This is a genomic window from Sporichthya polymorpha DSM 43042 (assembly GCF_000384115.1).
Taxonomy (GTDB): Bacteria; Actinomycetota; Actinomycetes; order Sporichthyales; family Sporichthyaceae; genus Sporichthya; species Sporichthya polymorpha.
In genome coordinates this window covers 1,046,365-1,070,085 of record NZ_KB913029.1, presented here as the reverse complement: position 1 = coordinate 1,070,085, position 23,721 = coordinate 1,046,365, and the positions used below count along the sequence as shown (strand labels likewise).

The window sequence follows — 23,721 nt, the reverse complement described above, 5'->3', positions numbered from 1 at the left end:
GTCCCTGGTCCGAGGGCTCGCGCACGAGCACGCTCAGGAGCATGGGCGGACTTGTCCGGCCGGGCGGAGGGGAAGCCGTGACGGTCGAGAATCTTCGGGGGAAATCGGGTGACGTGCCGCGGCCGCGCTCGGTCGGGGACGTGATGACGCGGGAGGTCGTCTCGGTGGGCCCGCAGGCGGGGTACACTGAGATCCGGGCCGCAATGCTGAAGCACGACGTGGGTGGGCTGCCCGTCGTCGGGGCCGACGGAGTACTGCTCGGGATGGTGACCGAGGCCGACCTCATCGCGAAGGAGGCCTACCGGGCGTCGGGCCGCGGCCGGCGGATGTTCGACCGGTTCCGCCGGCGGGACACGAACTGGGCCGCGAAGGCCGCGGGTCGCACCGCCGCGGATCTGATGACCCCGCACGTCGAGTCGGTGGCCCCGGGCGACGACCTGCGCGCCGTCGCCCGCCGGATGCTGCAGCGCCGGCTCAAGCGCATGCCCGTCCTCGACGAGGGTCGCGTCGTCGGCATCGTCGCGCGCCAGGACCTGTTGCGCCCGTTCGCGCGCACCGACGCCGAACTCGCCGTCGACGTCGAGGCCGCGCTCGCCGACCCGACGCTGCCGACCGAGCTCGCGGTGCTCTGCCAGGTCACCGACGGGGTCGTGCACCTGTGGGGCTCGGTGCGGGTACCCGCCGACCTGCCGGCGGTGCTCACCGCCGTCACGCGGATCCCCGGCGTCGTCGCCGTCGACTCGCAGCTGTTCCCGCGGGACCCCAACCCGGGCGGCCGTCTGTAGTCAGGCCGGCCCCACGTGCCGGTCCAGCCACTCGACGAGGGGCGCCATCGCGCGCCACTCCTTCGCGACCTGGGCCTTGGCCTGCGGCGTCGAGAGCCAGTCCGGGAAGCCGAGTTCCTTCGCGACGGTCAGCGTCTTGTACCGGAGCAGGTCGGCGCGCGGGTGCTCCTTGTCGTAGCCCTTCGGGACGCGCGCGAGCTGGTTCCCGCCGATCCGGAACCCCTTCTTCGTCACCTTCGCGATCGCCGCCTCGAGCGCCGGCCCGTGCAGGTCGTGGTCGACCGCTCGCCGCAGCCGCGCGACCTGCGAGGTCTCCGTCCGCCAGTACCCGGCGGCGACGAACAGCCCGGCCGCCGAGACCTGCACGTAGACGCGGGACTCCTCGAACCACACGCCCTGGTGGGTCTTGTACGGGGTCTTGTCCTTGGAGAACCGGACGTCCCGGTACGGCCGGAACAGCTTCCCCTCGCCGAACTCCTTCGCCAGTGCCGCAGCCAGGGCCTCCATCGGTGCCCGGACCGACTCCTCGTACACGTGCTTGTGCGCGGTCCAGAACGTCTTGGAGTTGTCCGCCTCCAGGTCGTCGTAGAAGTCCAGTGCTGCGGTGGGAATGCCGTCGAACGTCACGCGTCCTAGCCTGCCTCAGGCAGCATCCACTCGAGCACGTTGGTCTGGAGGAAGACGAGCAGGCACATCCCGGCGAGCAGGACGAGACTCCAGCCGACGACCTTGCGGAAGATGTCGCCCTCGCGCCCGGTGAGCCCGACCGCGCCGGCGGCGATCGCGAGGTTCTGGGGCGAGATCATCTTGCCGAGGACGCCGCCGGACGAGTTCGATGCGGCCATCAGCGCCGGGTCCAACCCCGCTCCCTGACCCGCCGTCACCTGAAGCGCGCCGAACAGCGAGTTCGACGACGTGTCCGAGCCGGTGACCGCGACGCCGAGCCAGCCGAGGATCGGGGAAATCACCGCGAACGCGTCCCCGGTGTCCGCGAGCCAGTTGCCGAGCGCGCCGGTCTGGCCGGAGTTGTTCATGACGTAGGCGAGCGCGAGCACGGCCATGACGGTGACGATCGCGCGCCACAACTGCTGGTAGGTCTTTCCGTAGGCCCGCAGCGCGGCCCCAGGCTTGATGCCGATGATAGGCATCGTGATCAGACCGGCGATGATCGTCAGCGTGCCGGCGGCGGCGAGCCAGTTGAGGGTGAAGTCCGCCGGTGGCTTGCCGCTCGCGGTGACGAGGTCGAGGCCGGGCCACTGGAACAGGTAGGTCCAGGGCTCCTTCGCCATCTCCTTCTTCACGCCGTCGATCTGGAAGATCGAGAAGATCGCGATGATGACGAGGTACGGCGCGTAGGCCCGCGCCACCTCGACGCGGGTGTCCTCCAGGGTGATGGTCCCGCCCCCGGTCGGCGCCGGCTTCGCGGCCCGCGCGCTGCCGCCGGACCCGCCGGTCGGCTCGTCGCCGTCCGCGAGCTCGCTGAAGGTCTCCGCCGGACGCCAGACGCGCAGCAGGATCACGATCGCCAGCGCGCTGACCAGCGCGGCGACCACGTCGGTCAGTTGCACCGAGAAGTAGGTCGAGGTGAGCCACTGCGCGACCGCGAACGCGAGACCGCCGACCACCGCCGGCAGCCAGCACTGGCGCACCCCGCGCTGGCCGTCGACGATCGCGACCAGCACGAGCGGGACGAACACCGCGAGCACCGGAGTCTGGTGCCCGACGAGCGCGCCGAGGTGATCCTCGGTGAAGTGGTCGGCCAGCGCGGGGTCGGAGTTCGCCGGTGCGGTCACCTTCGAGAGCGTGACCACCGGCGTCGCGAGCGCACCGAACGCGACCGGCGCGGTGTTCGCGACCAGAGCGAGTACGGCCGCCTTCATCGGCGGGAAGCCCAACGCGATCAGCATGACCGCACTGATCGCGACGGGCGTCCCGAACCCGGCGAGCGCCTCCATCAGCGCGCCGAAGCAGAAGGCGATGACGATCGCCTGGATCCGCATGTCGTCGCTGATCGTCGCGAACGACCGGCGTAGGACGTCGAAGTGCCCGGTCTCGACCGTCATGTTGTAGACCCAGATCGCACTGATAACGATCCACATGATCGGGAAGAACCCGAAGGCCGCACCCCAGGTCGACACCGCCGCGGCCTGGTCGACGGGCATGTCGAAGCCGCCGATCGCGACGACCCAGGCCACCGCCAGCGCGGCCAGGCCCGAGATCCACGCGGTGATCCGCAGGACGCCGAGGAGGAAGAACAACGTCGCGAGCGGCAACGCGGCGATCAGTGCCGAGGCCGTGAGCGAGTCGTTGATCGACCGGATGTCCGGTTGATAGGTCGCCAGCAGCATGCTGAGCTCCAGGAGCGCCGATGGTCCCGGGTGGGTGGGATGGCGCGGAACTTACCTGCCGTTACCCCGAAATGTCAGCCCTCGGCGGCCTGCGGACGCGGCGCGTTCGGCACCGGTTGGCCGTACGCCGGCGGGTTCGGGTCGACGAATTTGTCGAACTCGCCAAGGCGCCAGGACTTCAGCTGGTCCTCGGGTGTCGCGTTCAGCCACTCCGCGAGCTCGCGATAACTGACGCACCGTACCTCCGGCTTGCGGCAGGTCTCGGTGACGAAGTCGGCGAGCGCGTTGGAGTAGGCGCCGTTGTGCCACATCGCGAAGTGGTTGCCGAGGATCACCGGCGCCCGGTTGCCGGTGTAGTTGCGCTGGAAGTACTGCCGGTAGGTGTCGAGGGCCTGCTGGCCCCAGGCGTCGGTCGTCGACGTCGGGTACGCGGCCTTGGTGTTGCAGCGGTCGTGCTGGAAGCAGAAGTTGTAGTCCATGGCGAGGATCCGCCGGTCCGTCCCGTAGGAGGGGACGTACGGCAGCGGGAACACCCACAGCGACGTCGGGCCGGTCTCGGGCCACCCGCGCTGCGGCCACGCCGTCGGCGACGACGCGTCCGGGGTTGGGCTGGTCTCGTAGAGGAAGCCGGCCTTCTCCAGCACCGGGTACAGGACCTGGTAGTCGCCCTCCAGACACGGGGTGCGCGAGCCGACGACGTCGTCCCCGGTGAACCCGAGCTCGACAGGCGGATCGATCCCGTTGGTGGAATTGGCGTTGTCGATCATCGACGTGAACTGGTCGAGCTCGAGCTGCCAGTCCTCCGCGGTGAACCGGGCGACCGAGCCCTTCTGGTCGCCGCAGATGTGCCCGTTGAAGTGGGTCCCGATCTCGCTGCCCTCGGCGTGGGCGTCGCGCAACTGCTCGAGCTCGTAACGGACGGCGTCGGTCTCGCTCTGGCCCGGCAGCGGCAGGACGCCCGAGACCTGGAACGGCATCGACTGGGTCGCGGTCCCGAGCTGCGGAGCCGTGTACGTGCCGATGTTGTCGTGGGTCAGCAGGTAGGGCCCCGACAGGAAGTACGTGAAGCGCGCGTTCGCGTCCCGGCTGACGTCCCGCCAGAACTGGAACTGCGGGTACGTGCCCCCGACCGCGACCCCGGCGCCGTCGAACGCCACCGCGACCACTTGCGGCGGCCGCTCGCCCGGCGCGACGGGACCTAGCGCCTCCGGCCCGACGCGGGCCACGCCGGGGGAGTCGGGGGCGTCGGGCGCGGTCGTCGCGTCACCGGTGGGCTCCGCCGACGCCCCGCCGACGGGGGCCAGAGCGACGGGGGCCAGAGCGACGGGGGAGCCGTCGGTGGACGAGCACGCCGCGAGCGCGAGCACGGCCGCAGCCGCGCCCAGCACACGGCGACGCCGAGCCCCCCGGACGATCATGATCTCAGCGTGCCACGGCCCGGCGCCTGGACCGGGTCACTTTCGGCCAACCGTTACGGATTCAGCTTCTCCACAGCAACCCACGAGGAGCTCAGGGCCGGGGTCTGGGACAGCGGGTCGAGCTTCGACCCGTCGATGAGCTTGTTCCGGTTCGCGCCGTAGGAGATCGGCTCCGCCCCGCCGCGGGGGTCGAAGACGCGCGACCCCCACCCGTGGTCGACGAGCACCAGGCCCGGCCTCGGATCGTCGCTCACCAGCGCGGGCACCTCGATCGAGCCCGTCGGGGAGTACACACGCACGAGGTCGCCGGTGGCGATCCCGAGCTCCGCGGCGTCCGCAGGATTGATCACGGCCTCGTTGCGCTTGCCCGACCGGTGCAGGCTTGGCAGCTCGTTCAGCCACGAGTTCATCGCGTGCCGATTGCGGCGGTTCCCGAGCTGGAACGGGTAACCGGTCGGCGCCTCGTCGCGCTGACTGGTCATCAGTTCTCGGGTCCGGGCGAGGAACTCCGGCGGGGCGGCGTGGATCTTCTTGTCCGGAGTCTTCAGCGCCTTCCTCAGGTTGCCGAACTCACGCTTGCCGAAGACGTAGCCGTGCGGCCGGGAGACGATGTCCTTCCACTTCACCTTGCGACCGCTCGCGACGAGCAACCGGTCGATCAGGTGCGGGGAGAACTCCAGGCCCGGGCGGCCCGTCCTCCGCGCGAGCTTCCGGGACACCTTGACGAAGGTGTTCACGCCCCGGTAGCCGAACAGCGGCTTGCCGAGGGCGAGGGACAGGTCGGTCCAGAACCGCCACTCCTCGCGGACCCCGACGGGCGGCTCGACGGCGCGGCGGCCGTAGTGGGCGTAGGGCTGGTCCTGCAGGCCGGACGTGAGCGCGTGCAGGTCGTCGCGCTCCAGCCAGTGCGGCACCGGCAGCAGCCAGTGCGCGTGCCGGTGGCTCTCGCGCTGCACGAGGTCGAGGACGACGAGCAGGTCCAGTTGCGCGAGCGCGGCGTCGAGTTTGTCGCCGTTCGGGCCCGAGACGACCGGGTTTCCGGCGTTGATAATCAGCGCCCGCACGCGGCCCTTGCCGGGGGTGGTGATCTCGCCCGGCAGCTCGTCGAGGCCGTGGTGGCCGGCGACCATGTCGCGGCCCTGGACCCGCGACTTGTGCGTCATCGGCTTGGCCATCATGTCGAAGAGCTTGATGCTGTCGACGTAGCCCTCTTCGTAGCGGCGCCCGCCCGGGCGGTCCATCCGGCCGGTGACGACATTGAGGACGTGGCCGAGCCACTCGCCGATCGTGCCCGTCTCGTGGAGCGCGACGCCGGTGCGGGTGATCGCCATCGCGGTGCGCGCTCCGGCGAACTCGCGGGCAATGCGCTCGATCTGCTCGCGCGGGATCTCGCAGCGCGCGGCGAGATCGTCGAGGTCGGCCTCGCGCACGAGGCGCCGCAGGTCCTCGACGCCGGTCGCGATCCCGCTGACGGGGTCGCAGTCGGCCTTGTGTTCAAGCCCCTCGTCGAGGATCACCTTGATCATGCCGAGCAGCAGTGCCCAGTCCTGCGCCGGCCGGACCGCGAGGTGCTCGTCGGCCCTGCGGGCCGTCTCGGTCGCGACCGGGTCGACGACGACAAGCTTCGCGCCGCCCTTCTGCCGCTCCAGGCAACGCCGCCAGCCCGCGGGCACGGTCTCGAGCCAACCCCACGCACTGACCGCCGGGTTCGCCCCGACGAGCAGGAAGTAGTCGCAGTTGTCGATGTCCGAGACCGGCGCCATCAGCTGCGAGCCGTACATCGCGGTCGCGACCACGTGCATGTTGTTCTGGTCGACCGACCCGACGAAGTACCGGCTGTTCGAGGAGATCGCGTCCATGAACGCCAGCTGGAACATGACGTTGGACGAGGAGAATCCGGCCGGGTTGCCCCAGTACGTCGCGACGGTGTCGGGGCCGTCCTCGGCGATCAGCCTCTTCATCCGCGTCGCGATGTCGGCGATCGCCTCCTCCCACGTGGCCTCGACGTAGCCGTCGCCGACGCGGCGCATCGGCGTGAGGATCCGCCGCGGGTGCTCGACGAGCTCGCCCGCCGTCCGCCCCTTCGCGCAGAAGTCGTGCCAGGTATGCGGATTCTGCTTGTCCGGTGCGATCTTGAGGACCTTGTTGTCCCGAACCGTCACCTCCAGCCCGCAGGCCGCGAGGCAGTAGCGGCAGAAGGTGTGGACGGTGCGTGCCCCGGAGACGTCGGTGAGCTGGAGGTCAGGCGAGGTGTCGGGGCGTTCGACAGTGGTCATGGCCCGACGTTACCGGTGCTGGCGTACGCCGCCTCCGTCTTGACGATCGCGGTCCCGCCGACGCGCCCCTGCTCGGGGGTGACGCCGTTCGCGGCGACGATCCCGAACGCGTGGCGGAAGGCCTCGTTGGCGTTGACGAAGCTGACGCCGCCGTCGACGAACGCGACCGGGACGGCGTCGGCGAACGCGTCGCCCTTGCCGGCGTCGACGGCGATCACCCCGCCGTCGTAGATGATCTCGGCCAGGGTCGCCGGGTCGGCGGCCACGTTCGCCTCCCGGATCGCGGCCGCGGCGGCGGCGCCGTCACCGCGGCCGAGGGCCTGGGAGGCCGCGGCCTTGGGGTCGGACGCCGCGCCCGCCGGTGCCGCGGAGAGCGTGAGGGCGGCGGCGGTCAGGACGGCGGCCGCGCTGCGGCGAAGTCCACGGGTTCGAGTCATCGGGTCCTCCGAGGGGGTCAGGAGTGGGCGGCCTTGAGGATGGGCTCAAGGCCGGAGAGCAGGGACATCCACGCGGCGGGCGAGTCGATCTCGGAGCAGAAGTTGGTCTCGACGATGACGCCTTCCAGGCCGGCGTCCCGGACCTCGGCGGTGCGTTCGGCGACCTCGTCGACGCTCAGGCGCTTTCCGGCGGTGCTCTCCAGCGCGACGCGGTAGATCACGTCCACCGGAGGTTGGCCCTCCGCGCGCTGGGCGTTGACGCCGGCGAGCATCTCCAGCACGGTCGGGATCGGGAGTGACCCGGGGTTCCACAGGTCGAACTGTGCGGCGGTGCGGGCGAGTCCGGGCCCGGACCACATGCCCGACATGAGCCGGAACTCGCTCACCGGCTTGGGCTGCATCAGGCACGGCCCGACCTCGAAGAACGGGCCGGAGTACTCGACGGGGTCGGGGCCCCAGCAGGCGCGCAGCGTCGGGACGAAGTCGTCCATGCGCTTGCCGCGGGTCGTCGGGTCGACGCCCATCGCGCGGTGCTCCTCGACCGACCAGCCGACGGAGAGGCCGATGACGTCGAGTCGGCCGCTCGCGAGCTGGTCGACCGTCGCGAGTCGCTGGGCCAGCTGCACCGGGTAGTGGTTGCCGCCGACGAGCACCGAGGTGCCGAGCTGAATCGTCGAAGTCCAGGCCGCGACCGCGCCGAGAAGTTCGGTCGGCGCCCACACCGACTTGTAGCGCTCGGGCTGCGCCTGCGCGCTCCCGCCGTACTCGCCCTCCTGCTCGAGCGCGTAGAGGAAGTGGTCCTGCACCCAGAGGTGATCGAACCCCATGCCCTCCGCGGTCTGCGCGAAGTCCCGGACCAGACCGGCGTCGACCGCGGGCCCGAGCTGGGGCAGGCACAACCCGACGGTCGTCATCCCGTCATCCCTTCGGAAGTTCGACGTACTTGATGCGGGTCAGCTTGGTGGTCGCGATCAGCCACCGGCCGTCGACCTTGCGGTAGGTCTCGGTGTAGTGGCCCCAGCCGGTGTGGTTGCGGTAGCCGGAGTTGTCGGGCGATTCGACGAGGTCGTACATCGGCCACAGGCCCCGCGCGTTCGTCTCGTCGAGGACGTCGATCTCCGGCTCGTGCCCGTGGTGGATCGAGATCCCGGACGCGAAGTGCCGCGCGACCGACGCCACGAATGTCGCCTTGTCCACCGGACCTGACGTCGACTCACCGAAGTCCGGGACGAAATCCTCGGTGAAGAGGGTTGCGAACTCGTCCCATTCCCGCAGGTCGACGCACCGGAAGTACCGCGCCTTCAGCCGGCGGATTTCCTCGACCGCCTCCAGCCGCGCGATGCGCGCTTCGAGGTCCATCAGTGACGATGCCTCGGGAAGCGCTCCTTGATCGGGGAGTCCGCGTTGTAGTCGGCGTACCGCGCGATCTTCCCGTCGCGGACCGTGAAGCACCCCATGATCGGGATCGCGATCGCCTCGGTCCCGTCGGCGAGGAAGATGCGGTCGACGCGCTCGGTGAGGACGATGCCGTCGCCGTTCGCCGCCTTCCGGGAGGCCAGGTTCCGCAGCTCCGCGGTGCACCACTCCATCTCGAGGGTGTCGTGGAGCTTGGACAGGAACTCCATCGCCGCGGCCTTGCCGTAGGTCGGCGGGGAGCCGGTGTTCTCCCAGAGGAAGTCGTCGGTCAGCCACCGGTCGTAGCAGTCGAGCATGTGCGGCCAGGCGCCCGGCCCCCAGTCGTCGAGGAAGCCGACGACCGCCTTCTCGTCGTCGTTCTGCGGCTCGGCGCCGGGGTGAATCAGCATCGCGCGTGCCTCCGCCAGGGCTGGGCGAATAGTCGCGCTATAAACTATTGAGGGCTCGTCCTTTCCGCAAGGGGCGTTCAGGCCGGGCGGACCGAGACCGGGAGCGACTTGAGCCCGCGGAGGAAGAAGGTCGGGTCGCGCTGGACCCCGTCCGGGTCGTGGTCGATCTTGGAGAACCAGCGCAGCACGCCGTCCAGGACGAGCTCGGTCTCGCGGGGGGCCAGGTGGGCGCCGAGGCAGAAGTGCGGACCGAGACCGAAGGCGACGTGACCCTTGGTGTCGCGGAAGATGTCGAACTCCTCCGGGTGATCCGGGAACTTGGCGGGGTCGTGGTTGGCCGAGGCGAAGCTGACGAGGCAGAACCCCTCGTCCATCGGCGTGCCGGCGACGACGTGATCCCGCGTCAGGCGCCGCGGCAGAAACAGGGCGGGACTGTCGTAGCGCAGACCTTCCTGCACCGCAGCCGGAATCAACGAACGGTCCTCGCGGACGGCCCGGAACTGATCCGGGTGCTGGAACAGGGCGAGCAACAGGTTCCCGATCAGCTTGCCGGTCGTCTCGAACCCGGCGTTGACCGAGAAGTTCAGGAGGCTGACCACTTCGAACTCGTTGAGCTTGTTGCCCTCGTCGGAGGCCTGGACCAGCGCGGTTGCCAGGTCGTTGCGCGGCGCGCGCCGGCGGTCCTCCACCAGGCCGAAGTAGTAAGCGCGCAGATTCGTGATCGCGTCGGCGACGTCGTCGTTGAACCCCTCGTAGGGGACCTCGCCGGACACGTTGGCATTGATCGCGTCGACGATCAGCGTGCCCCAGCGGGCGAAGTCGGCGTGCATGTCCGGGTCGACGCCGGTCATCTCGGCGATCACCTTGATTGGCAGCGGAATCGCGACGTCGCGGACGATGTCCGGCGCCTCGCTCTCCGCCATCGTCGCCATGCACTCGTCGACGATGCGCACCATCGTCGTCTCGAGGTTGGCCACCATGGTCCGGGTGAAGGCGGTGTTGGCCAGGCGCCGCAGCCGGGTGTGCTCCGGCGGGTCGAGCGAGAGCAGGAACTTCACCTCGGGCACGACCAGGTAGTCGCCGAACATCAGCTCCATCCACCCGACGGAGGAGAAGGTCTTCACGTCGCGCAGCGCCCCCTCGACGTCCTCGGCGCGCGTGATCAGCGGCATCCCGAGCGCGTCGACCATGTGCACCGGATCGTTCTCCCGCATCCAGCGGAAGTACGGGTACGGGTCCGCCATGACCTCGGCGTCGAACGGGTTGAACGGCGTGCGCTCGATGTCCAGCAGGCTCATTCCGGCTCCCGGGGGCGAAGGGGTGCGCCGAGTGTGCGCGCCCGGTGGCCGGGACGTCAAGGGTCAATACTGACCCTTAAGAGTCCTGGCCCTCCCCGAGCCCGAACCCGTGCAGCAGCAGCGCCGCCAGGTGGTCGACGACCACCTCGGGGTCCTCGCTCGTGCCGTCGAGGGAGTCCAGGGCCGGCTCGAGGGCGACGTAGCCGAGGACGAGGCTCAGCACGGCGCGGGCCGTGAGGCCGACGCGCGTCGTCGGGAACCCGCGCGGGGCCAGCTCGCGCTCACCGGCCTCGCGCAGTGCGGCCAGCCCGACGTTGAGTGCGCCCCAGACCTGGTCACGCACCTCGGGGTCGAGCTGGTCGCCGTGCAGCAGCAGGATCCGCACGGCCCCCCGGTGCTCGCGCGCATTGCGGTACAGGTCGCCGACGAACTCGCGCATGAGCGTCGCGTTCGGGACCGGGGCGTCGAGCTGGGCCGTCCAGGCCGGGACCCACTCCTCCACGAAGCGCAGCAGCGGCTGCTCGATCGCGGCGCGGAACAGCTCCTGCTTGGTGGCGAAGTGGCGGATCAGGACCGACCGACTTACCCCGGCGACACGCGCCACCTCGATTGTCGTGGTGTCGCTGTACCCGAGCCGCGCGAACGTCTCCTCCGCCGCGACGAGGATCAGTGCCCGCAAGTCCGCCGGCCGCCGCCGCTGCCGCGCTGAGTCGTCGATGCGGGGGCGTGCCATGCCGTGCAGTCTTCCGGACGGGGTCGCGGGACCCGCACGGTTGGGGCTTGCGCCGGAAATAGTCGCAGTACAAACTATTGAACGGAAGACATATTTGGGCCCCACGTCCGCCAGGAAGGTCCGCATGGACTCGTACACCTACGGCGACTTCAACTACCGGACCGTCGTCAGCGGCTTCGTCAACGACCTGTCGCAGTTGCACCCGGGTGCGGTGCACTTCGGTCTGGAGCAGCAGATCGAGTACGTCTACGGGTTCTTCGTGGGCGAGGACGGGACGATCACCTGCCTGGAGCAGAAGTTCGTCGGCTCGGTCTCGACCGGCACGTTCGTCATGCGGACCGACGGGCACGGCGGGATGAACGTCCAGCCGGAGACCACGCGCAGCTACCGCGGCGAGGTCCGGCGCACGATCGAGGACAAGTACCGCAAATGGTCGGACCCCGTGATGCTGCGGCTCCCGGAGTCCGCGCGGCGCGAGGGCGACCTGCCGTACCTGCTCGAGCTCGACGGCGACAAGTTCCTCTGGGACCAGGGCGAGCTGTGCCACCTCGAGGGCGAGATCAAGACGCTCGGCGTGCAGTTCTACGCGGCGTCCGCGGAGGAGCCCCTGTTCTTCACCTCGATTCCGTACTGGGTCACCGGCACCGTCCTCGGCCGGCCGACCACCGGGCTCGTCTACTTCGACCGCGTGCACCTCAAGCCGGGCACGGAGTGGAAGGAGACGAAGATGTTCACCGACATCCAGTACTCCTGGAACATCTTCGGCAACCTCTACGCCGACGGCTCGATCGAGTACGGGAAGATCGTCATCGGCAAGGACGGTTTCCAGGCCGCGATGGTCGTCGACGACCACCGCCTCACCGCCGGCAGCAGTACCGTCTCCGGCCGCTACGTCCTCAACGACAACGGCTTCATCCGCCACGCGCGCTACTCAGTGGGTGGCGCGGGCGGTCACGTCTACGAGTTCCGCGGCAAGGACGAGAACAACATGGTGGAGTTCTCGGCCTCCCGCTGGAACGGCTATCACGCCCAGTTCGGCGTCACCCGCCGACTCGGCGACGAGCGGGAACTGGTCTCCGGCATCACCTGGCTGGAGTCGTTCGATCACCGCATCCGCGACGCCGGCCTGGCGTTCGACTCTCTTGACTGACGGGACGTCACTTCTTTGAATGGCTCTGCCCTCGTCCTGGGTGGCAGCATCGCCGGCCTGCTCGCGGCGGCGGCGCTGTCCCCCCACGTCGAGACGGTCACGCTCGTCGACCGGGAGGACCTGCTCGAACCGAACCGCCGCGGCGTCCCGCAGGGGACGCAGGTGCACGCGCTGCTCGGTGCCGGCCAGCGGGCCATGGCGGCACTGCTGCCCGGCATCGTCGACGACCTCGTCACCGCGGGCGGCCGGCTCGTGGACTCCCCGCACGAGGTCGCGATCTACGGCGCCCAGGGCTGGGCCGGCCGGGTCCCGAGTGAGGCCCACGTCGTGTTCATGCGGCGCCCGGTCCTCGAGACCGTGGTGCGCCGCCGGGTGCTCGCCCTGCCGAATGTTCGCGCCGTCTCCGGCGTCGTCACCGGGCTGACGGGCAGTTCCGACCGCATCACCGGAGCGACGCTCCAGGGCGGGAGCACCCTGGCCGCCGACCTGATCGTCGACGCCACCGGCCGAAACTCCAAGGCCGCCGAGTGGCTCGCCGAGTTCGGGTGTCCCGCGCCCGCGACAAAGGAACTGCGCTCCTACGTCGGGTACGCGACGGCGACCGTGCGCCTGCCCGACGGCGTCTTCCCGCCCGGCGTGGTCGGGATCCTCAGTCACCCGCATCCCGGCGCGCTGCGTGGGTCCGCGGTCGTGCCCTGCGACAACGGGCTCTACCAGGTCGCGGCGCTCGGGATGATGAAGGCCGACCCGCCCAAGGACCGCGAGGGCTTCCAGTCGCACCTCGAGGCGGCGCCGAGCCGACTCGTCGCCGAGGTCGCGGCGAAGGCCGAGTTCGTCGAGGAGCCGACGGTCTACAAGGTCCGGGGCAGCCTGCGCCGGATGTGGGAGGACCTGCCCGCGCACCCGCCGGGCTTCCTCGCGATCGGCGACGCGGTGATGTCGTTCAACCCGCTCTACGGCCAGGGCATGTCGGTGGCGGCGAGCGAGGCGCGGATCCTGCACGACGAGGTCGGGCGGACCGGCGTCGCCGACCCCGGCCTCGCCGGACGGGCCCAGGCGGCGTTCACGCCGGTGGTCGACACCGTCTTCCACATGGTCGTGAGCACCGACGCCCATTACCCGGGTGCCGAGCTCGTGGGCGTCACGGCGCCCGACCCCGAGGCGGTCACGTCCGGTCGCGCCCTGAGCCAGTTGGCGACCGAGGACCCCGAGGTTGCCCTCGCGCTGAAGACCGCCGGCCACTTCTTCGACACCGCCCCGCTGCGGTCGCCGGGGATTGCGCAGAAAGTCGCGGCCTGGATCGCCGATGGACGCACGCCGGCCGCCCAGGACCCCACGGTCATCCCCCCGGCTCTGATCGAAACGCCCAGGTGAGAGGGGGTTTTCGGCCCGTGTCGCCGCTAGCCAGTGATCGCTTGCATCACCTCGTCCAGACATCGCGTCCGGATCACGGTTTCGTCGCCCCTTCTGCCCGGGATCGTCAATGCCTGTCCGCCACCGAAGACCTGTGCTACAAAAGTCGTGAACTTGACTAATTGGTGATGTGGGTCACCGCCCGCTCACCGTCCGTCCCCCTTCGGAAGGTCTGTATGAACCTTCGGCGCTACTCGATCCCCCTCGGGGTGGCCGCACTGGTCACCACCGGTGGGTTGGTCGTGCTGCCGGCCGGCTCGGCGGGGGCCGAGTCCAGCTACGACGCGACCGCTCGAACCGAGACCTTCACGCTCAACATCGCCAACCCGTCGATCCCCACGGGCATCGACATCGAGGGCGGTGGTCCGGCCGCGAGCGTCCGGCAGGACAGCGTCGGCATCTCGGACGCGAGCGCGCAGCTGCCGTACGCCGGCGACACGGTCCCGGGCCTGCCCGGCATCGGGGCCGGTCTGTTCGGCTTCACCGCGCCGCCGTACCCGTTCATCGCCTCCTCCAACGCGGGCTCGCCGCCGCAGTCGGTCTCGTACCCGGGCGTGGAGTTGCACGCCGAGAGCGGGGACTTCACCACGCAGGCGTCCTCGGTGCTGGGCCAGGCCGGCTCGGGTGCGAGCGCGAATGCGCGAATCGACGAGGCGCGCTCCGGTGACGTCGTCGCCACGGCGACGACCGGCGCCGATACGGTGAAGATCGGCCCGTACGGCACGCTCTCGGACGTCAAGAGCGTCGCGACGGTGAAGGCGGACGGCTTCTCCGGCAAGCTGACGCGCACGACGTCGAGCTCGATCGGGAAGATCTCGTTCCCCGGTCTGAGCTTCACGGTGCCGAAGCAGAGCCCGGGTCAGATCCCGATCCCGGTGCCGATCCCAGGCATCCCGAACCAGGCGCCGATCGAGGTTCCGCCGTTCCCGTTCCCGGGTGGTGGCCAGACGTTCCACAATCCCGAGCTGGGGATCCAGGACGGGTACTTCGTGGTGACGGCGCCTCAGGACGGCACCGTGCAGAAGTACGCGGTCCCGTCGGGGCCGGTGCTGGAGGGCCTCAAGGCGCTCGGCGTCACGATGCGGTTCCAGGCTCCGCAGGAGACCGCGACCGGCGTCATCGCGGGCGCGTACATCTTCCAGTACACGATCGCCGAGCCCCCGCCGAACGGCTACTACAACGGCGCCACCAAGATCACGCAGAGCACGGCCTACGCCCTGGCGAGCGTGAACCTGCAGCCGGTCGTCACCGACGGCACCGGCTCGACGCCGGTGGCGCCGACCGACTCGGTCGACGGCGTCGCCGCCCCGGACTCGCTGGCCCCGGTCGACCAGGCCGGCCTGCCCAGCCTGGGTGACGCCGGCGCGGTTCCGACCGTGCCGCTGTCGCCGGTCGCCGGCGCCGGTGGAGCACCGAGCATCTCGCTGGCCGGGTTCAAGATCGGCCTCGGTCTGGACAGCATCTATCTCTCCGTCGCGGCACTCGGCCTGCTGGGCCTGCTGTCGGTCGGCGGTCTCTCCTGGTTGGGAGTGCGTTCGCGGTGAAGGTGACGGCATGAACCTCCTGAAGTACGTCCGCGTCCAGTGGGACCGCGCCGGCGCCGTCGTGGCGGCCTTCCTCGGCCTCGTGGTGCTGATCTTCGGCTACCTCGGCACGTCCGACACCGAGTACATCGCCGAGCAGATCCCGTACGTGATCTCCGGCGGCCTGACCGCGGTGATCCTGTTCGTGGTCGCCGGTGTGCTGTGGCTGTCCGCCGACCTGCGCGACGAGTGGCGTGAGCTCGCGGCCCAGGGCGACGACCTGCGTGCGTTCCTCGAGAACGAGGCAGCCAACTCGGGCAAGGCTCCCGGGCGGCGGAACGGCTGAGACGATCTTGACCGCCACGATCGACCAGACGGAGATTCCCGAGGTCCCGGAGAAGGCTGCGACGCCCCCGGACACCCCGGCCCGTTCCGTGTCCTACCGCCGCGACCCCTCGCCCTGGCGCCGTCGCGACATGCTGATCTGCGGGCTGCTCGCGCTGCTCGGAGTTGTCGGTGTCGTCGCGTGCTGGATCGGCGCCACGGAGGAAGCCGTCTGGCGGCAGCAGAGCGGCTGGCTCGTCGGGGCGATCTTCTCCACCGGGCTCGTCGGCGTCGCCGGCGTCCTGTGGGTCCTCATCGGCCTGCGCCGCGTCCGCCACGGCTTCCGTGACCTGCGCCGCGACCAGCGCGCCGCCCTCGGCCTGAGCCGGGTGCGCGGTGGGGCGACCGACCGCCGGGCCGCAGACAGCGCGGACGAGACCGGCCCGATCGCCACCGGCGAGCTGGTGACGTCCGGTCAGATGACGCGGGTCCACCGGCCCGGCTGCCTGCTCCTGCGGGGCAAGCAGACGACGCCGGTGCCGGCCGACCAGATCGAGAACTACGGGCGTTGCGGAGTGTGCGACTCGTGAGCGACTACTCCCCGTTCATCGTCTTCGGCATCATCACCGGAGCGATCTACGGCCTGTCCGCGATGGGCCTCGTGCTCACCTACAAGACCTCTGGCGTGTTCAACGTCGGGCACGGTGCGGTGTGCGCCGCGGCGGCCTACGGCTTCTACGAACTGCGGCAGAACCAGGGCATGCCCTGGCAACTGGCGTTCCTGATCGTCGTGTTCGTCTTCGGCCCGATCGCCGGCCTGATCCTCGAACGGTTGGCCGTCGTACTCGCGCCGGTGTCGACGGCGATGCGCATCGTCGGCACCGTCGGGTTGCTGGTCGCCATCCGCGCGATCCTCGACCTGAGCTTCGGCGACGTCGGCCTGGTGTTCAACCCGTTCCTGTCGCAGGAAGAAGCGTTTACGCTCTTCGACGCGACCGTGTCGGTGGACGACCTCTACACGTTCACCGCCGGCACCGTCGCTGCGATCGCGCTGTTCCTGTTCTTCCGGATGTCGCGCCTGGGCGTCGCGATGCGCGGCGTGGTCGACGACCCGCAGCTGCTCTCGATGTCGGGCACCGCCCCGGCGCGCGTGCGCCGGGCGTCGTGGATGATCGGGTCCTCCTTCGCGGCGGTCTCCGGCATCCTGTTCGCCCAGAACCAGTCGCAGCTCGACATCAACGTGCTCTCGCTGCTGGTCGTCCAGGCCTTCGGCGCCGCGACGATCGCCCGATTCACCAACCTGCCGATGGCGTTCGTCGGCGGCATCATCGTCGGCGTCCTGCAGGCCGTCATCGGCAAGGCGACCGGCAGCAACGAGCAGCTCCAGGGCCTCGGCCTGACGGTTCCGTTCCTCGTCCTGTTCGTCGGTCTGCTGGTCATCCCGCGCAAGAAGCTGGTCGAGGTCGGCCGCATGGTGCGGGCGCGTCCGCCGGCGGCGAGCATCCTGCCGCCGCAGGCCCGGATCGGCGCGCTGTGCGTGGGCCTGGCGGTCCTGCTGGTGATCCCGCACGTGGTCGGCGCGAAGCTCCCCGGCTACAACGTGGCGCTCACGCAGGTGCTGCTGTTCGTCTCGCTGCACCTGCTGGTGCGGACCTCGGGCCAGATCTCGCTGTGCCACTTCGGCTTCGCCGCCGTCGGTGCCGCCGGGTTCGGGCACTCGGCGAACAACGGGGCGCCGTTCTTCCTGGCGCTGTTGATCGGCGGCCTGTGGTGCATCCCGCTCGCGCTGATCGTCTCGGTGCCCGCGATCCGCCTGTCCGGTCTGTACCTGGCGCTCGCGACCCTCGGCTTCGGGATCGTGCTCAGCCAGTTCGCCTACTCGAAGTCCTACATGTTCGGTGGCGGTCAGCTGCTGACCCGCCGGCCGGACGGGTTCGAGCAGGACAAGGACTACTACTACCTGCTGCTCGCGATGGCGATCGCCGGTGTGCTGGTGGTCCTCGCCGTCGAACGCTCCCGCCTCGGTCGGCTGCTGCGCGCGATGTCGGACTCCCCGCTCGCGCTCACCACGCTCGGCACGTCGGTCAACATCTCCCGCGTCATCGTGTTCTGCATCTCCGGTTTCCTCGCCGGCATCTCCGGTGGCCTGTACGCCTCGCTCTTCGGTGGCGTCACCCAGGACACCTTCAACTACGTCCAGTCGCTGCTCGCGCTCGCGGTCCTCGCGATCGCCGGCAGCCGCACGATCACCGCGGCGTTCGTCGCCCCGGCCCTGCTGTACGTCGTCCCCCTCTACTTCACCCAGGAGAACGCAGCCGCGTGGCTGCAGCTCGGGTTCGGTCTCGGCGCGATCTTCGCCGCCGCGGCGTCCCAGGGCGGGGTCGACAACTGGCTCGCCCGCGGCGCCCAGCGAAACGCCGCTCGCGCGGAAGGCCCCGCCGGGCGCCGGATGCGCCTGTCCCTCGGAGGTACCGCCTGATGTCTCGCCTGACGTCTCGACAGAAGTCCACCCGCGCCGCGTTCCTCGCCGGCGCGGTGGCACTGGCGCTCGTCGCCGGATGCGGCAACCGCGTCGACCACGAACAGGTCGCCGCGGTGGGCAACGGATACGGGCCGGTCGACGCCGCCCGCGACAACTCCGGTGCCGCCGTGGCTCCTGGTGCGGTGGACCCAAATGCCGGAGCGCCCGGCGTCGACCCGGGCACGGTCGCTCCGGGCAACGACACGGCCGCCCCGGGGGCGCAGGTTCCCGGCGTCAACCCCGGCGCCTCCACCGCCCCCGGCACGAACGCCGGCCCCGGCACGAAGCCGGGCGCCAACGCCGGCGCGAAGGGCGGCACCGGCGGTACCGCCGGCACCGCGTCGACGGCCTGCACGCAGCAGCTCGCGCCGGTCGTCCTCGGCCAGACGCTCGCGTCCTCCGGTCTCGTGGGCGCGGCCATCGGCGGCCTGCGCACGGGCCTCGCGGTGTGGGCGAAGGACATCAACGCCCGGGGTGGTCTGCAGTGCCACCCCGTCCAGCTGATCCAGCTCGACGACGCCTCCGACCCGGCGCGCGTCTCCTCGAACTGGAACCAGATCATGAAGGACCGCGGCGCCGTCGCCATGGTCGGCGGCGGTGTGCCGATCGCCATCGCGGCGCTGCGTACCGCCGCCGAGCGCGACAAGATTCCGGTGGTCGGCGGCGACGTCACGGCCATCGACTGGGTGCAGAGTCCCTTCCTGTTCCCGAGCGGCGGCACGCCGCTCACGTCCTACGACGGTGGCGTCGTCGACGCCGCGAAGGTGACGTCGGGTTCGCTGAAGGCCGGCATCTTCTACTGCGTCGAGGCCTCGATCTGCACCGGTCTGAAGAACAACTACCCGAAGAGCGCGGAGCGCGCGGGGGCGGCCCTCGGGCCGATCCAGGCGGTCTCCCTCACCCAGCCGGACTTCACCTCCGAGTGTCAGACGATGAAGTCGGCCGGCGTCAACATCCTGTTCTTCGGCCTCGACGGCTCGGCCAGCATCCGCGCCGCCCGGTCGTGCGCGTCGCTGAACTACTTCCCGACGATCGCCACCGGCGCCATCGCGGTCAGCGCCGCGGCCGCGGCCGATGCGGGTCTGCGCCGCAACAAGACCTTCCTCGGCAGTGGCGTCGTGCCCTACATGACGACCGACACCCCGGGCATCAAGGAGTTCCACGCCGCGACCAAGCGCTGGGCTCCCTCGTCGCCCGAGGACCAGCAAACGCTGCTCGGCTGGGCCGCCGGCAAGCTGCTCGAGGCCGCGATGGAGAAGGTGTCGGCGAAGGCTCGCGCCGGCAACATCACGACCGAGATGATTCTCGACGGCCTCTGGCAGCTGAAGAACGAGAAGCTCGACGGGCTGTCCCCGGGTGCCACGTTCACGAAGGGCTCGCCGGCCAAGTCGATCGACTGCTACTACGGCCTGCGGCTGGACGACAAGGGCTTCGGCGCCCCGAACGGCAGCAAGCCGGTCTGCTACGGCGCTGACAAGAAACTCGAGAACGCGGCCGCGGCGCTGATCGACGGGTCGTCGGCCCCGGCGCAGCGTTCGGACTCGAAGGCGGACTCCTCGCCGCAACTGGCCGTCCTGGCCGGTGGAGTGAGTGCGCGTCAGACCGCGGGCCGACGGAGGGGCTGATGCTCGAACTTCGCGGGCTCGACGCCGGCTACGGCGGCACCCAGGTCCTGCGCGGGGTCGACCTGATCGTCCCCGACGGCTCGATCGTCGCCCTGCTCGGGCCGAACGGCGCGGGCAAGACGACCCTCCTGCGTGCCGCCTCCGGGCTGATCCGCCCGATGGGCGGGGACATCGTGCTCGGCGGGGAGTCGGTCCTCGGGATGCCGCCGCACGACCTGTGCGCGCGGGGTCTGTGCCACGTGCCCGAGGGGCGAGGCATCTTCCCGAGCCTGACGGTGCGGGACAACCTGATCCTGCAGAGCAAGGCCGGCCAGGAGAAGGAGTCGATCGAGCGCGCGGTCTCCGCGTTCCCGCGACTCGGGGAGCGGCTCGCGCAGCTCGCCGGGACGATGTCCGGCGGTGAGCAGCAGATGCTCGCCCTGGCCCGGACCTACATCCAGAAGCCGCGGTTCGTCCTGCTGGACGAGGTCTCGATGGGCCTCGCGCCGAAGATCGTCGACGAGATCTTCGAATTCCTCGGCCGGTTGGCCGCGGAGGGCTCCGCGCTGCTGCTCGTCGAGCAGTACGTCACGCGTGCGCTCGACGTCGCGGACTACGTCTACCTGCTCAACCGCGGCCGCGTCTCCTTCGCCGGCGAGGTGTCCGAGGTGGATGCCGACGCGATTGCGGCGGAGTACGTCGGAGGCGGGCATTAGCGACGAACCGAAGCCCGGAGGTCTCGAGGTCGCCCCGCAGGGCGAGCTGGTGCTGGTCCGGCACGGCCTGCCCGAACGCGGACTCACCGGTCCCGACCGCAGCGACCCCGGTCTCTCCGAGCGGGGCCGCGCCGAGGCGCGCGCCGTCGCCGACTTCCTCGCGGCCGAGCACTTCGACGCGATCTACTCCTCGCCGCTGAAGCGCGCGATGGAGACGGCCGCGCCGTTCGCCGCCGACCGCGGCATCGAGGTCGTCCCGCTCGACGGCCTCGCGGAGTTCGACAAGCACTCCGACGAGTACCTGTTCTTCGAGGACCTCCAGAAGGCCGGCGATCCTCGCTACAAGGCCTGCCTGCGCGGCGACCTCTCCGCCTGGAACACCGATTACCCGGCGTTCAAGGCCGAGGTGATGGAGGCGATCACCGAGATCACCACCAAGCACGCCGGTCAGCGCGTCCTCGCCTTCTCCCACGGCGGGGCGCTGAACACCATCCTCGGCGCGGTCCTCGGCCTCGACCGGATGTGGTTCTTCTACCCGAAGCACACCGGCATCTGCCGCGTCGCGGTCGACCACCACCGCAACCGGATGCGGATCATCACCCTCAACGAGTTCAGCCACCTCCGCGCGCTGGACTGACTCCTGACGTCAGCGAGATCGAGCGCTATAGCGCGCGCTTTCGCTGACGTTACGGGGATTCCGGGAGGGCGAGCGCGCGGCGCACCGCCGGGGTGACGGCGTCGACGGCCGCGGGGACGACGGCGGCGACGTGGCCGTCGGGGCGGATCACCCACGCCTCGCCGGGTTTCGCGCCGAGAGCAGCGAGGACGGCGTCGCCGCCGGTGAGGTCCGTGGCGGCGAGGACCCGGACGGGGGCCTCGACCGCGGCCGACACGACTTGCTGGTCGAGGCTCTGATCCACCGTCAGGATCAGGAAGCCGTCGCGGACCAGCTGACGGAACCGGGTCACCGCGGGGCGGGTCGGGATGCCCACCGGCACGTCGGGGACGAGGACGCCGGGCCCGGGCAGAGGGGCGTGGCCCTTGGCCGGCCGCCCGCCGAAGGGGCGGGTCGGGTCCGGTGTGGTCAACGGTGAGTCGACGTACCAGTACGGCTCGGCGAAGCGGCCGGAGTCGATCTCGGCGCGGCGGGCCGGGTCGGTGCGGGCGGCCTCGAGCAGGACGCGACGGCGTTCCCACCCGTCGGCGTCGGACGGGACGAGGAAGCGCATCGTCGCCGCGGTGATCTCCAGATTCTCGGCCGCGGCCGCATGCCGCTCGTCGTGGTAGGTCTCCAGCAGCTCGACCGGCGCCCACTCGTGCAGCACCGCGGCGAGCTTCCACGCCGCGTTCTCGGCGTCGGCGACGCCGGAGTTCAGTCCGCGCGCGCCGAACGGGGCGACCAGGTGCGCGGCGTCGCCCGCGAGCAGGACGCGGCCCACCCGCATCCGGTCGGCCAGCCGGGAGTGGAAGCGGTAGACCGTCGTCCAGATCAGCTCGTACGGCGTCTCGCCGAGGATCTGCCGGATCCGCCGCTCGAGGCCGCCGCTCGCGAGCTCGGCGTCGAGGTCGAAGTCGTCCGGGACCTGCCAGTCGATGCGGAACCGGCCGCCGGGACAGGGATGGATCAGCACCTGCCGGTCCGGGTTCCACGGCGGGTCGAACCAGAACCGGCGCTCGGACTCCCACCCGGGCAGGTCGGCGCGGACGTCGCAGATCAGGAACCGGTCGTCGAAGCTCTCGCCCTCGAACCGGACGCCGAGCGCCTCGCGCAGGGCGGTCGCCCGGGCCCCGGCGGCGATCACGACGTGGTCGACCTCGATCTCGCTGCGCCCGACCTCGCTCACGCAGGTGAGCGTGACGCTCTCGTCGGACTGCCGCAACCCGGTGACCGCGTACCCCCAGCGGACCTCGATCAGTTCCTGACGGTCGATCAGTTCGTCGAGAATCTCCTCGGTCCGGTCCTGGCCGATGTTCACGAACGGCGGCAGCGGGGACGAGCCGTTGTCGACGAACGACCAGGCGTGCAGTTCCGCGTCGCGGTGAAAGGTGCGCGCGGTGGTCCAGGTCAGGCCCTCCGCGGCGATCGCCTCACCCCCGACACAGGCCCAGATGTCGAGCACGTCGCGCTGCTGGCAGATCGCCTTCGACCCGACTGCGTCACGCTCGGGACGGGCGTCGAGCAGCAGCACCGGGATGCCCCACCGCGCGAGCAGCAGGGCCGTCGTCTGGCCGACCGGCCCGTTGCCGACGACCACCACCCCGCCGGGTGAGTTCACGCCTCGCCCTGGAGTTGGTCCCAGACCTCGCGGTCGCGCTCGGCCGTCCAGACGCGGGGCCAGTTTACGCCGTCGAATTCGTCCCACAGGCGCTGGACGTTGAACGGCAGGCAGTGCTCGAAGATCGGCCACGCGCCGTACTGCGGGGCGAGGGCGGCGTGGGTGTCGGCGAAGGCCTCGCGCAGGGTGCCGCCGCGGGCGTGGACCGCGCCGACCTTCTCCCGCATCACGAGCAGGAAGTCGCGGGTCTGCTCGATCGCCGCGGTGACCGCGTCCCGGCCGCGCGGCACCGCACCGCGACCGCCGACGACCGCCTCGGCGCCGAAGCCGGCGACGCGGTCGAGCGTCCCGGTCGACCAGTCGGTGTGGAACGCGTCGCCGGTGTAGAGCGCGGCCTGCGCCTCGACGAGGTCGCCGGCGAACAGAATCCGCTCCCGCGGGATCCACGCGACGATGTCCCCGGCCGTGTGTCCGCGTCCGCAGTACTGCAGGACGACGTGGCCGCGGTCGCCGCCGAGGTCGATGGTCAGCCGGTCCGAGAAGGTGAGCGTCGGCCAGGTCAAGCCGGGGATCTCCTCCGGTTCTTTGAAGAGGCGGGGCATTCGGCCGTACTCGGAGTCCCAGTCCTCCTGTCCGCGCTCGGCGATCAGCTTCCGCGTGTTCTCGTGCGCGACGATCACCTCGGCGTCGAACGCGCTCGCGCCGAGGACCCGCACCGCGTGGTAGTGACTGAGCACCAGGTACCGGACGGGCTTGTCGGTGTGGTCGCGCAAGCGGGCCAGCCAGTCGCGCGCGGCGGCCGGTGTCGCCCGGGCCTCGAACGCGACGAGGAAGTCCTCGCCCTCGATCGCCCCGACGTTGGGATCACCCTCGGCGGTGAGGGCGTAGACCCCGTCCGCCAGGACCTCCAGCGTCTCGGTCTTCGCGGCCAGGTCGGCGGAGGAGGCGAACGGCTTGGCGCTCACGAGGAGGGCCCCTTCGGTCGAGTGCGGGGGAAAGGCAAACCTCGGCCGAGGTCCGCGGTCGTGTCAAGGACGGGCCTCGAGATCGCGTCAAGGGGTTGGCCTGGTCGCGAATCGGCGGCATCCTCGGGC

Annotated in this window: 22 protein-coding genes; 10 read left to right on the top strand and 12 right to left on the bottom strand. The window is 70.5% G+C overall.

Going from position 1 to position 23,721, the window contains the following annotated elements; genetic code table 11:
- Positions 1-41 precede the first annotated feature (41 nt).
- The gene (locus SPOPO_RS27835; RefSeq protein ID WP_084670890.1) at positions 42-785 is read left to right on the top strand and encodes a CBS domain-containing protein; all 744 of its coding nucleotides are present in this window, start codon (positions 42-44) and stop codon (positions 783-785) included.
- Here SPOPO_RS27835 and SPOPO_RS0105270 read toward each other — a convergent pair whose 3' ends face one another.
- The 10 genes from SPOPO_RS0105270 to SPOPO_RS32405 form a co-directional block, all read right to left on the bottom strand.
- Positions 786-1,412, bottom strand: a complete 627-nt coding sequence (locus SPOPO_RS0105270) for a DUF2461 domain-containing protein (protein WP_019873742.1) — start codon at positions 1,410-1,412, stop codon at positions 786-788.
- A 5-nt stretch (positions 1,413-1,417) separates the two neighbouring features.
- Complete coding sequence (locus tag SPOPO_RS0105265) at positions 1,418-3,133, bottom strand: L-lactate permease (protein WP_019873741.1); 1,716 nt, start codon at positions 3,131-3,133, stop codon at positions 1,418-1,420.
- 74 nt (positions 3,134-3,207) lie between these two features.
- The gene (locus SPOPO_RS0105260) at positions 3,208-4,551 is read right to left on the bottom strand and encodes a polysaccharide deacetylase family protein (RefSeq protein ID WP_156869585.1); all 1,344 of its coding nucleotides are present in this window, start codon (positions 4,549-4,551) and stop codon (positions 3,208-3,210) included.
- A 53-nt stretch (positions 4,552-4,604) separates the two neighbouring features.
- On the bottom strand, positions 4,605-6,827 hold the full coding sequence (locus SPOPO_RS0105255) for a molybdopterin-containing oxidoreductase family protein (RefSeq protein ID WP_019873739.1): 2,223 nt from the start codon (positions 6,825-6,827) through the stop codon (positions 4,605-4,607).
- Complete coding sequence (locus tag SPOPO_RS0105250; RefSeq protein ID WP_019873738.1) at positions 6,824-7,264, bottom strand: hypothetical protein; 441 nt, start codon at positions 7,262-7,264, stop codon at positions 6,824-6,826. Before SPOPO_RS0105250 ends, SPOPO_RS0105255 begins: the two co-directional genes overlap by 4 nt.
- A gap of 17 nt (positions 7,265-7,281) precedes the next feature.
- Positions 7,282-8,178, bottom strand: coding sequence for a TIGR03619 family F420-dependent LLM class oxidoreductase (locus SPOPO_RS0105245; RefSeq protein WP_019873737.1), 897 nt, complete (start codon positions 8,176-8,178; stop codon positions 7,282-7,284).
- 4 nt (positions 8,179-8,182) lie between these two features.
- On the bottom strand, positions 8,183-8,623 hold the full coding sequence (locus SPOPO_RS0105240; protein WP_019873736.1) for a nuclear transport factor 2 family protein: 441 nt from the start codon (positions 8,621-8,623) through the stop codon (positions 8,183-8,185).
- The gene (locus tag SPOPO_RS0105235) at positions 8,623-9,069 is read right to left on the bottom strand and encodes a limonene-1,2-epoxide hydrolase family protein (RefSeq protein ID WP_019873735.1); all 447 of its coding nucleotides are present in this window, start codon (positions 9,067-9,069) and stop codon (positions 8,623-8,625) included. Before SPOPO_RS0105235 ends, SPOPO_RS0105240 begins: the two co-directional genes overlap by 1 nt.
- A 77-nt stretch (positions 9,070-9,146) precedes the next feature.
- A complete protein-coding gene (locus SPOPO_RS0105230) occupies positions 9,147-10,367 on the bottom strand; it encodes a cytochrome P450 (protein ID WP_019873734.1) in 1,221 nt (406 codons plus the stop codon).
- A 76-nt stretch (positions 10,368-10,443) separates the two neighbouring features.
- Positions 10,444-11,100: a TetR/AcrR family transcriptional regulator gene (locus SPOPO_RS32405; protein ID WP_019873733.1), complete on the bottom strand. Its 657-nt coding sequence runs from the start codon at positions 11,098-11,100 to the stop codon at positions 10,444-10,446.
- Positions 11,101-11,224: 124 nt separating this feature from the next.
- Between SPOPO_RS32405 and SPOPO_RS0105220 the strand changes: the two genes are divergently transcribed.
- From SPOPO_RS0105220 to SPOPO_RS0105180, 9 genes are all read left to right on the top strand, one after another.
- Positions 11,225-12,250, top strand: a complete 1,026-nt coding sequence (locus SPOPO_RS0105220) for a hypothetical protein (RefSeq protein ID WP_019873732.1) — start codon at positions 11,225-11,227, stop codon at positions 12,248-12,250.
- A 15-nt stretch (positions 12,251-12,265) separates the two neighbouring features.
- On the top strand, positions 12,266-13,624 hold the full coding sequence (locus SPOPO_RS0105215; protein ID WP_019873731.1) for an FAD-dependent monooxygenase family protein: 1,359 nt from the start codon (positions 12,266-12,268) through the stop codon (positions 13,622-13,624).
- A 215-nt stretch (positions 13,625-13,839) separates the two neighbouring features.
- Entirely contained in the window at positions 13,840-15,207 is a 1,368-nt protein-coding gene (locus SPOPO_RS0105210; protein WP_019873730.1) for a hypothetical protein, read from the top strand.
- Positions 15,208-15,217: 10 nt separating this feature from the next.
- Entirely contained in the window at positions 15,218-15,532 is a 315-nt protein-coding gene (locus SPOPO_RS27825) for a hypothetical protein (protein WP_019873729.1), read from the top strand.
- 7 nt (positions 15,533-15,539) lie between these two features.
- Positions 15,540-16,100 (top strand): hypothetical protein, encoded by a 561-nt coding sequence (locus SPOPO_RS0105200; protein WP_019873728.1) that lies wholly within the window; start codon positions 15,540-15,542, stop codon positions 16,098-16,100.
- Complete coding sequence (locus tag SPOPO_RS27820; RefSeq protein WP_019873727.1) at positions 16,097-17,989, top strand: branched-chain amino acid ABC transporter permease; 1,893 nt, start codon at positions 16,097-16,099, stop codon at positions 17,987-17,989. The genes SPOPO_RS0105200 and SPOPO_RS27820 overlap by 4 nt, the downstream gene beginning before the upstream one ends.
- On the top strand, positions 17,989-19,656 hold the full coding sequence (locus tag SPOPO_RS0105190; RefSeq protein WP_019873726.1) for an ABC transporter substrate-binding protein: 1,668 nt from the start codon (positions 17,989-17,991) through the stop codon (positions 19,654-19,656). The genes SPOPO_RS27820 and SPOPO_RS0105190 overlap by 1 nt, the downstream gene beginning before the upstream one ends.
- A complete protein-coding gene (locus SPOPO_RS0105185; RefSeq protein WP_019873725.1) occupies positions 19,656-20,351 on the top strand; it encodes an ABC transporter ATP-binding protein in 696 nt (231 codons plus the stop codon). The genes SPOPO_RS0105190 and SPOPO_RS0105185 overlap by 1 nt, the downstream gene beginning before the upstream one ends.
- Entirely contained in the window at positions 20,308-20,988 is a 681-nt protein-coding gene (locus tag SPOPO_RS0105180) for a histidine phosphatase family protein (protein WP_156869581.1), read from the top strand. The genes SPOPO_RS0105185 and SPOPO_RS0105180 overlap by 44 nt, the downstream gene beginning before the upstream one ends.
- A 49-nt stretch (positions 20,989-21,037) precedes the next feature.
- Here the strand turns inward: SPOPO_RS0105180 and SPOPO_RS0105175 are convergent, their stop codons facing one another.
- Positions 21,038-22,627, bottom strand: coding sequence for an FAD-dependent monooxygenase (locus SPOPO_RS0105175; protein ID WP_156869579.1), 1,590 nt, complete (start codon positions 22,625-22,627; stop codon positions 21,038-21,040).
- A complete protein-coding gene (locus SPOPO_RS0105170; RefSeq protein ID WP_019873722.1) occupies positions 22,624-23,592 on the bottom strand; it encodes an MBL fold metallo-hydrolase in 969 nt (322 codons plus the stop codon). Before SPOPO_RS0105170 ends, SPOPO_RS0105175 begins: the two co-directional genes overlap by 4 nt.
- Positions 23,593-23,721 lie beyond the last annotated feature (129 nt).

Bases quoted from the DNA above. Each gene is read 5' to 3' on its own strand.
- SPOPO_RS0105220 (WP_019873732.1), top strand. From the start codon at position 11,225: ATGGACTCGTACACCTACGGCGACTTCAACTACCGGACCGTCGTCAGC.
- SPOPO_RS0105250 (WP_019873738.1), bottom strand. From the start codon at position 7,264: ATGACTCGAACCCGTGGACTTCGCCGCAGCGCGGCCGCCGTCCTGACC.
- SPOPO_RS0105255 (WP_019873739.1), bottom strand. From the start codon at position 6,827: ATGACCACTGTCGAACGCCCCGACACCTCGCCTGACCTCCAGCTCACC.
- SPOPO_RS0105240 (WP_019873736.1), bottom strand. From the start codon at position 8,623: ATGGACCTCGAAGCGCGCATCGCGCGGCTGGAGGCGGTCGAGGAAATC.
- SPOPO_RS0105190 (WP_019873726.1), top strand. From the start codon at position 17,989: ATGTCTCGCCTGACGTCTCGACAGAAGTCCACCCGCGCCGCGTTCCTC.
- SPOPO_RS0105235 (WP_019873735.1), bottom strand. From the start codon at position 9,069: ATGCTGATTCACCCCGGCGCCGAGCCGCAGAACGACGACGAGAAGGCG.
- SPOPO_RS0105180 (WP_156869581.1), top strand. From the start codon at position 20,308: ATGCCGACGCGATTGCGGCGGAGTACGTCGGAGGCGGGCATTAGCGAC.
- SPOPO_RS27825 (WP_019873729.1), top strand. From the start codon at position 15,218: ATGAACCTCCTGAAGTACGTCCGCGTCCAGTGGGACCGCGCCGGCGCC.
- SPOPO_RS0105260 (WP_156869585.1), bottom strand. From the start codon at position 4,551: ATGATCGTCCGGGGGGCTCGGCGTCGCCGTGTGCTGGGCGCGGCTGCG.
- SPOPO_RS27835 (WP_084670890.1), top strand. From the start codon at position 42: ATGGGCGGACTTGTCCGGCCGGGCGGAGGGGAAGCCGTGACGGTCGAG.
- SPOPO_RS32405 (WP_019873733.1), bottom strand. From the start codon at position 11,100: ATGGCACGCCCCCGCATCGACGACTCAGCGCGGCAGCGGCGGCGGCCG.
- SPOPO_RS0105185 (WP_019873725.1), top strand. From the start codon at position 19,656: ATGCTCGAACTTCGCGGGCTCGACGCCGGCTACGGCGGCACCCAGGTC.
- SPOPO_RS0105245 (WP_019873737.1), bottom strand. From the start codon at position 8,178: ATGACGACCGTCGGGTTGTGCCTGCCCCAGCTCGGGCCCGCGGTCGAC.
- SPOPO_RS0105210 (WP_019873730.1), top strand. From the start codon at position 13,840: ATGAACCTTCGGCGCTACTCGATCCCCCTCGGGGTGGCCGCACTGGTC.
- SPOPO_RS0105265 (WP_019873741.1), bottom strand. From the start codon at position 3,133: ATGCTGCTGGCGACCTATCAACCGGACATCCGGTCGATCAACGACTCG.
- SPOPO_RS0105230 (WP_019873734.1), bottom strand. From the start codon at position 10,367: ATGAGCCTGCTGGACATCGAGCGCACGCCGTTCAACCCGTTCGACGCC.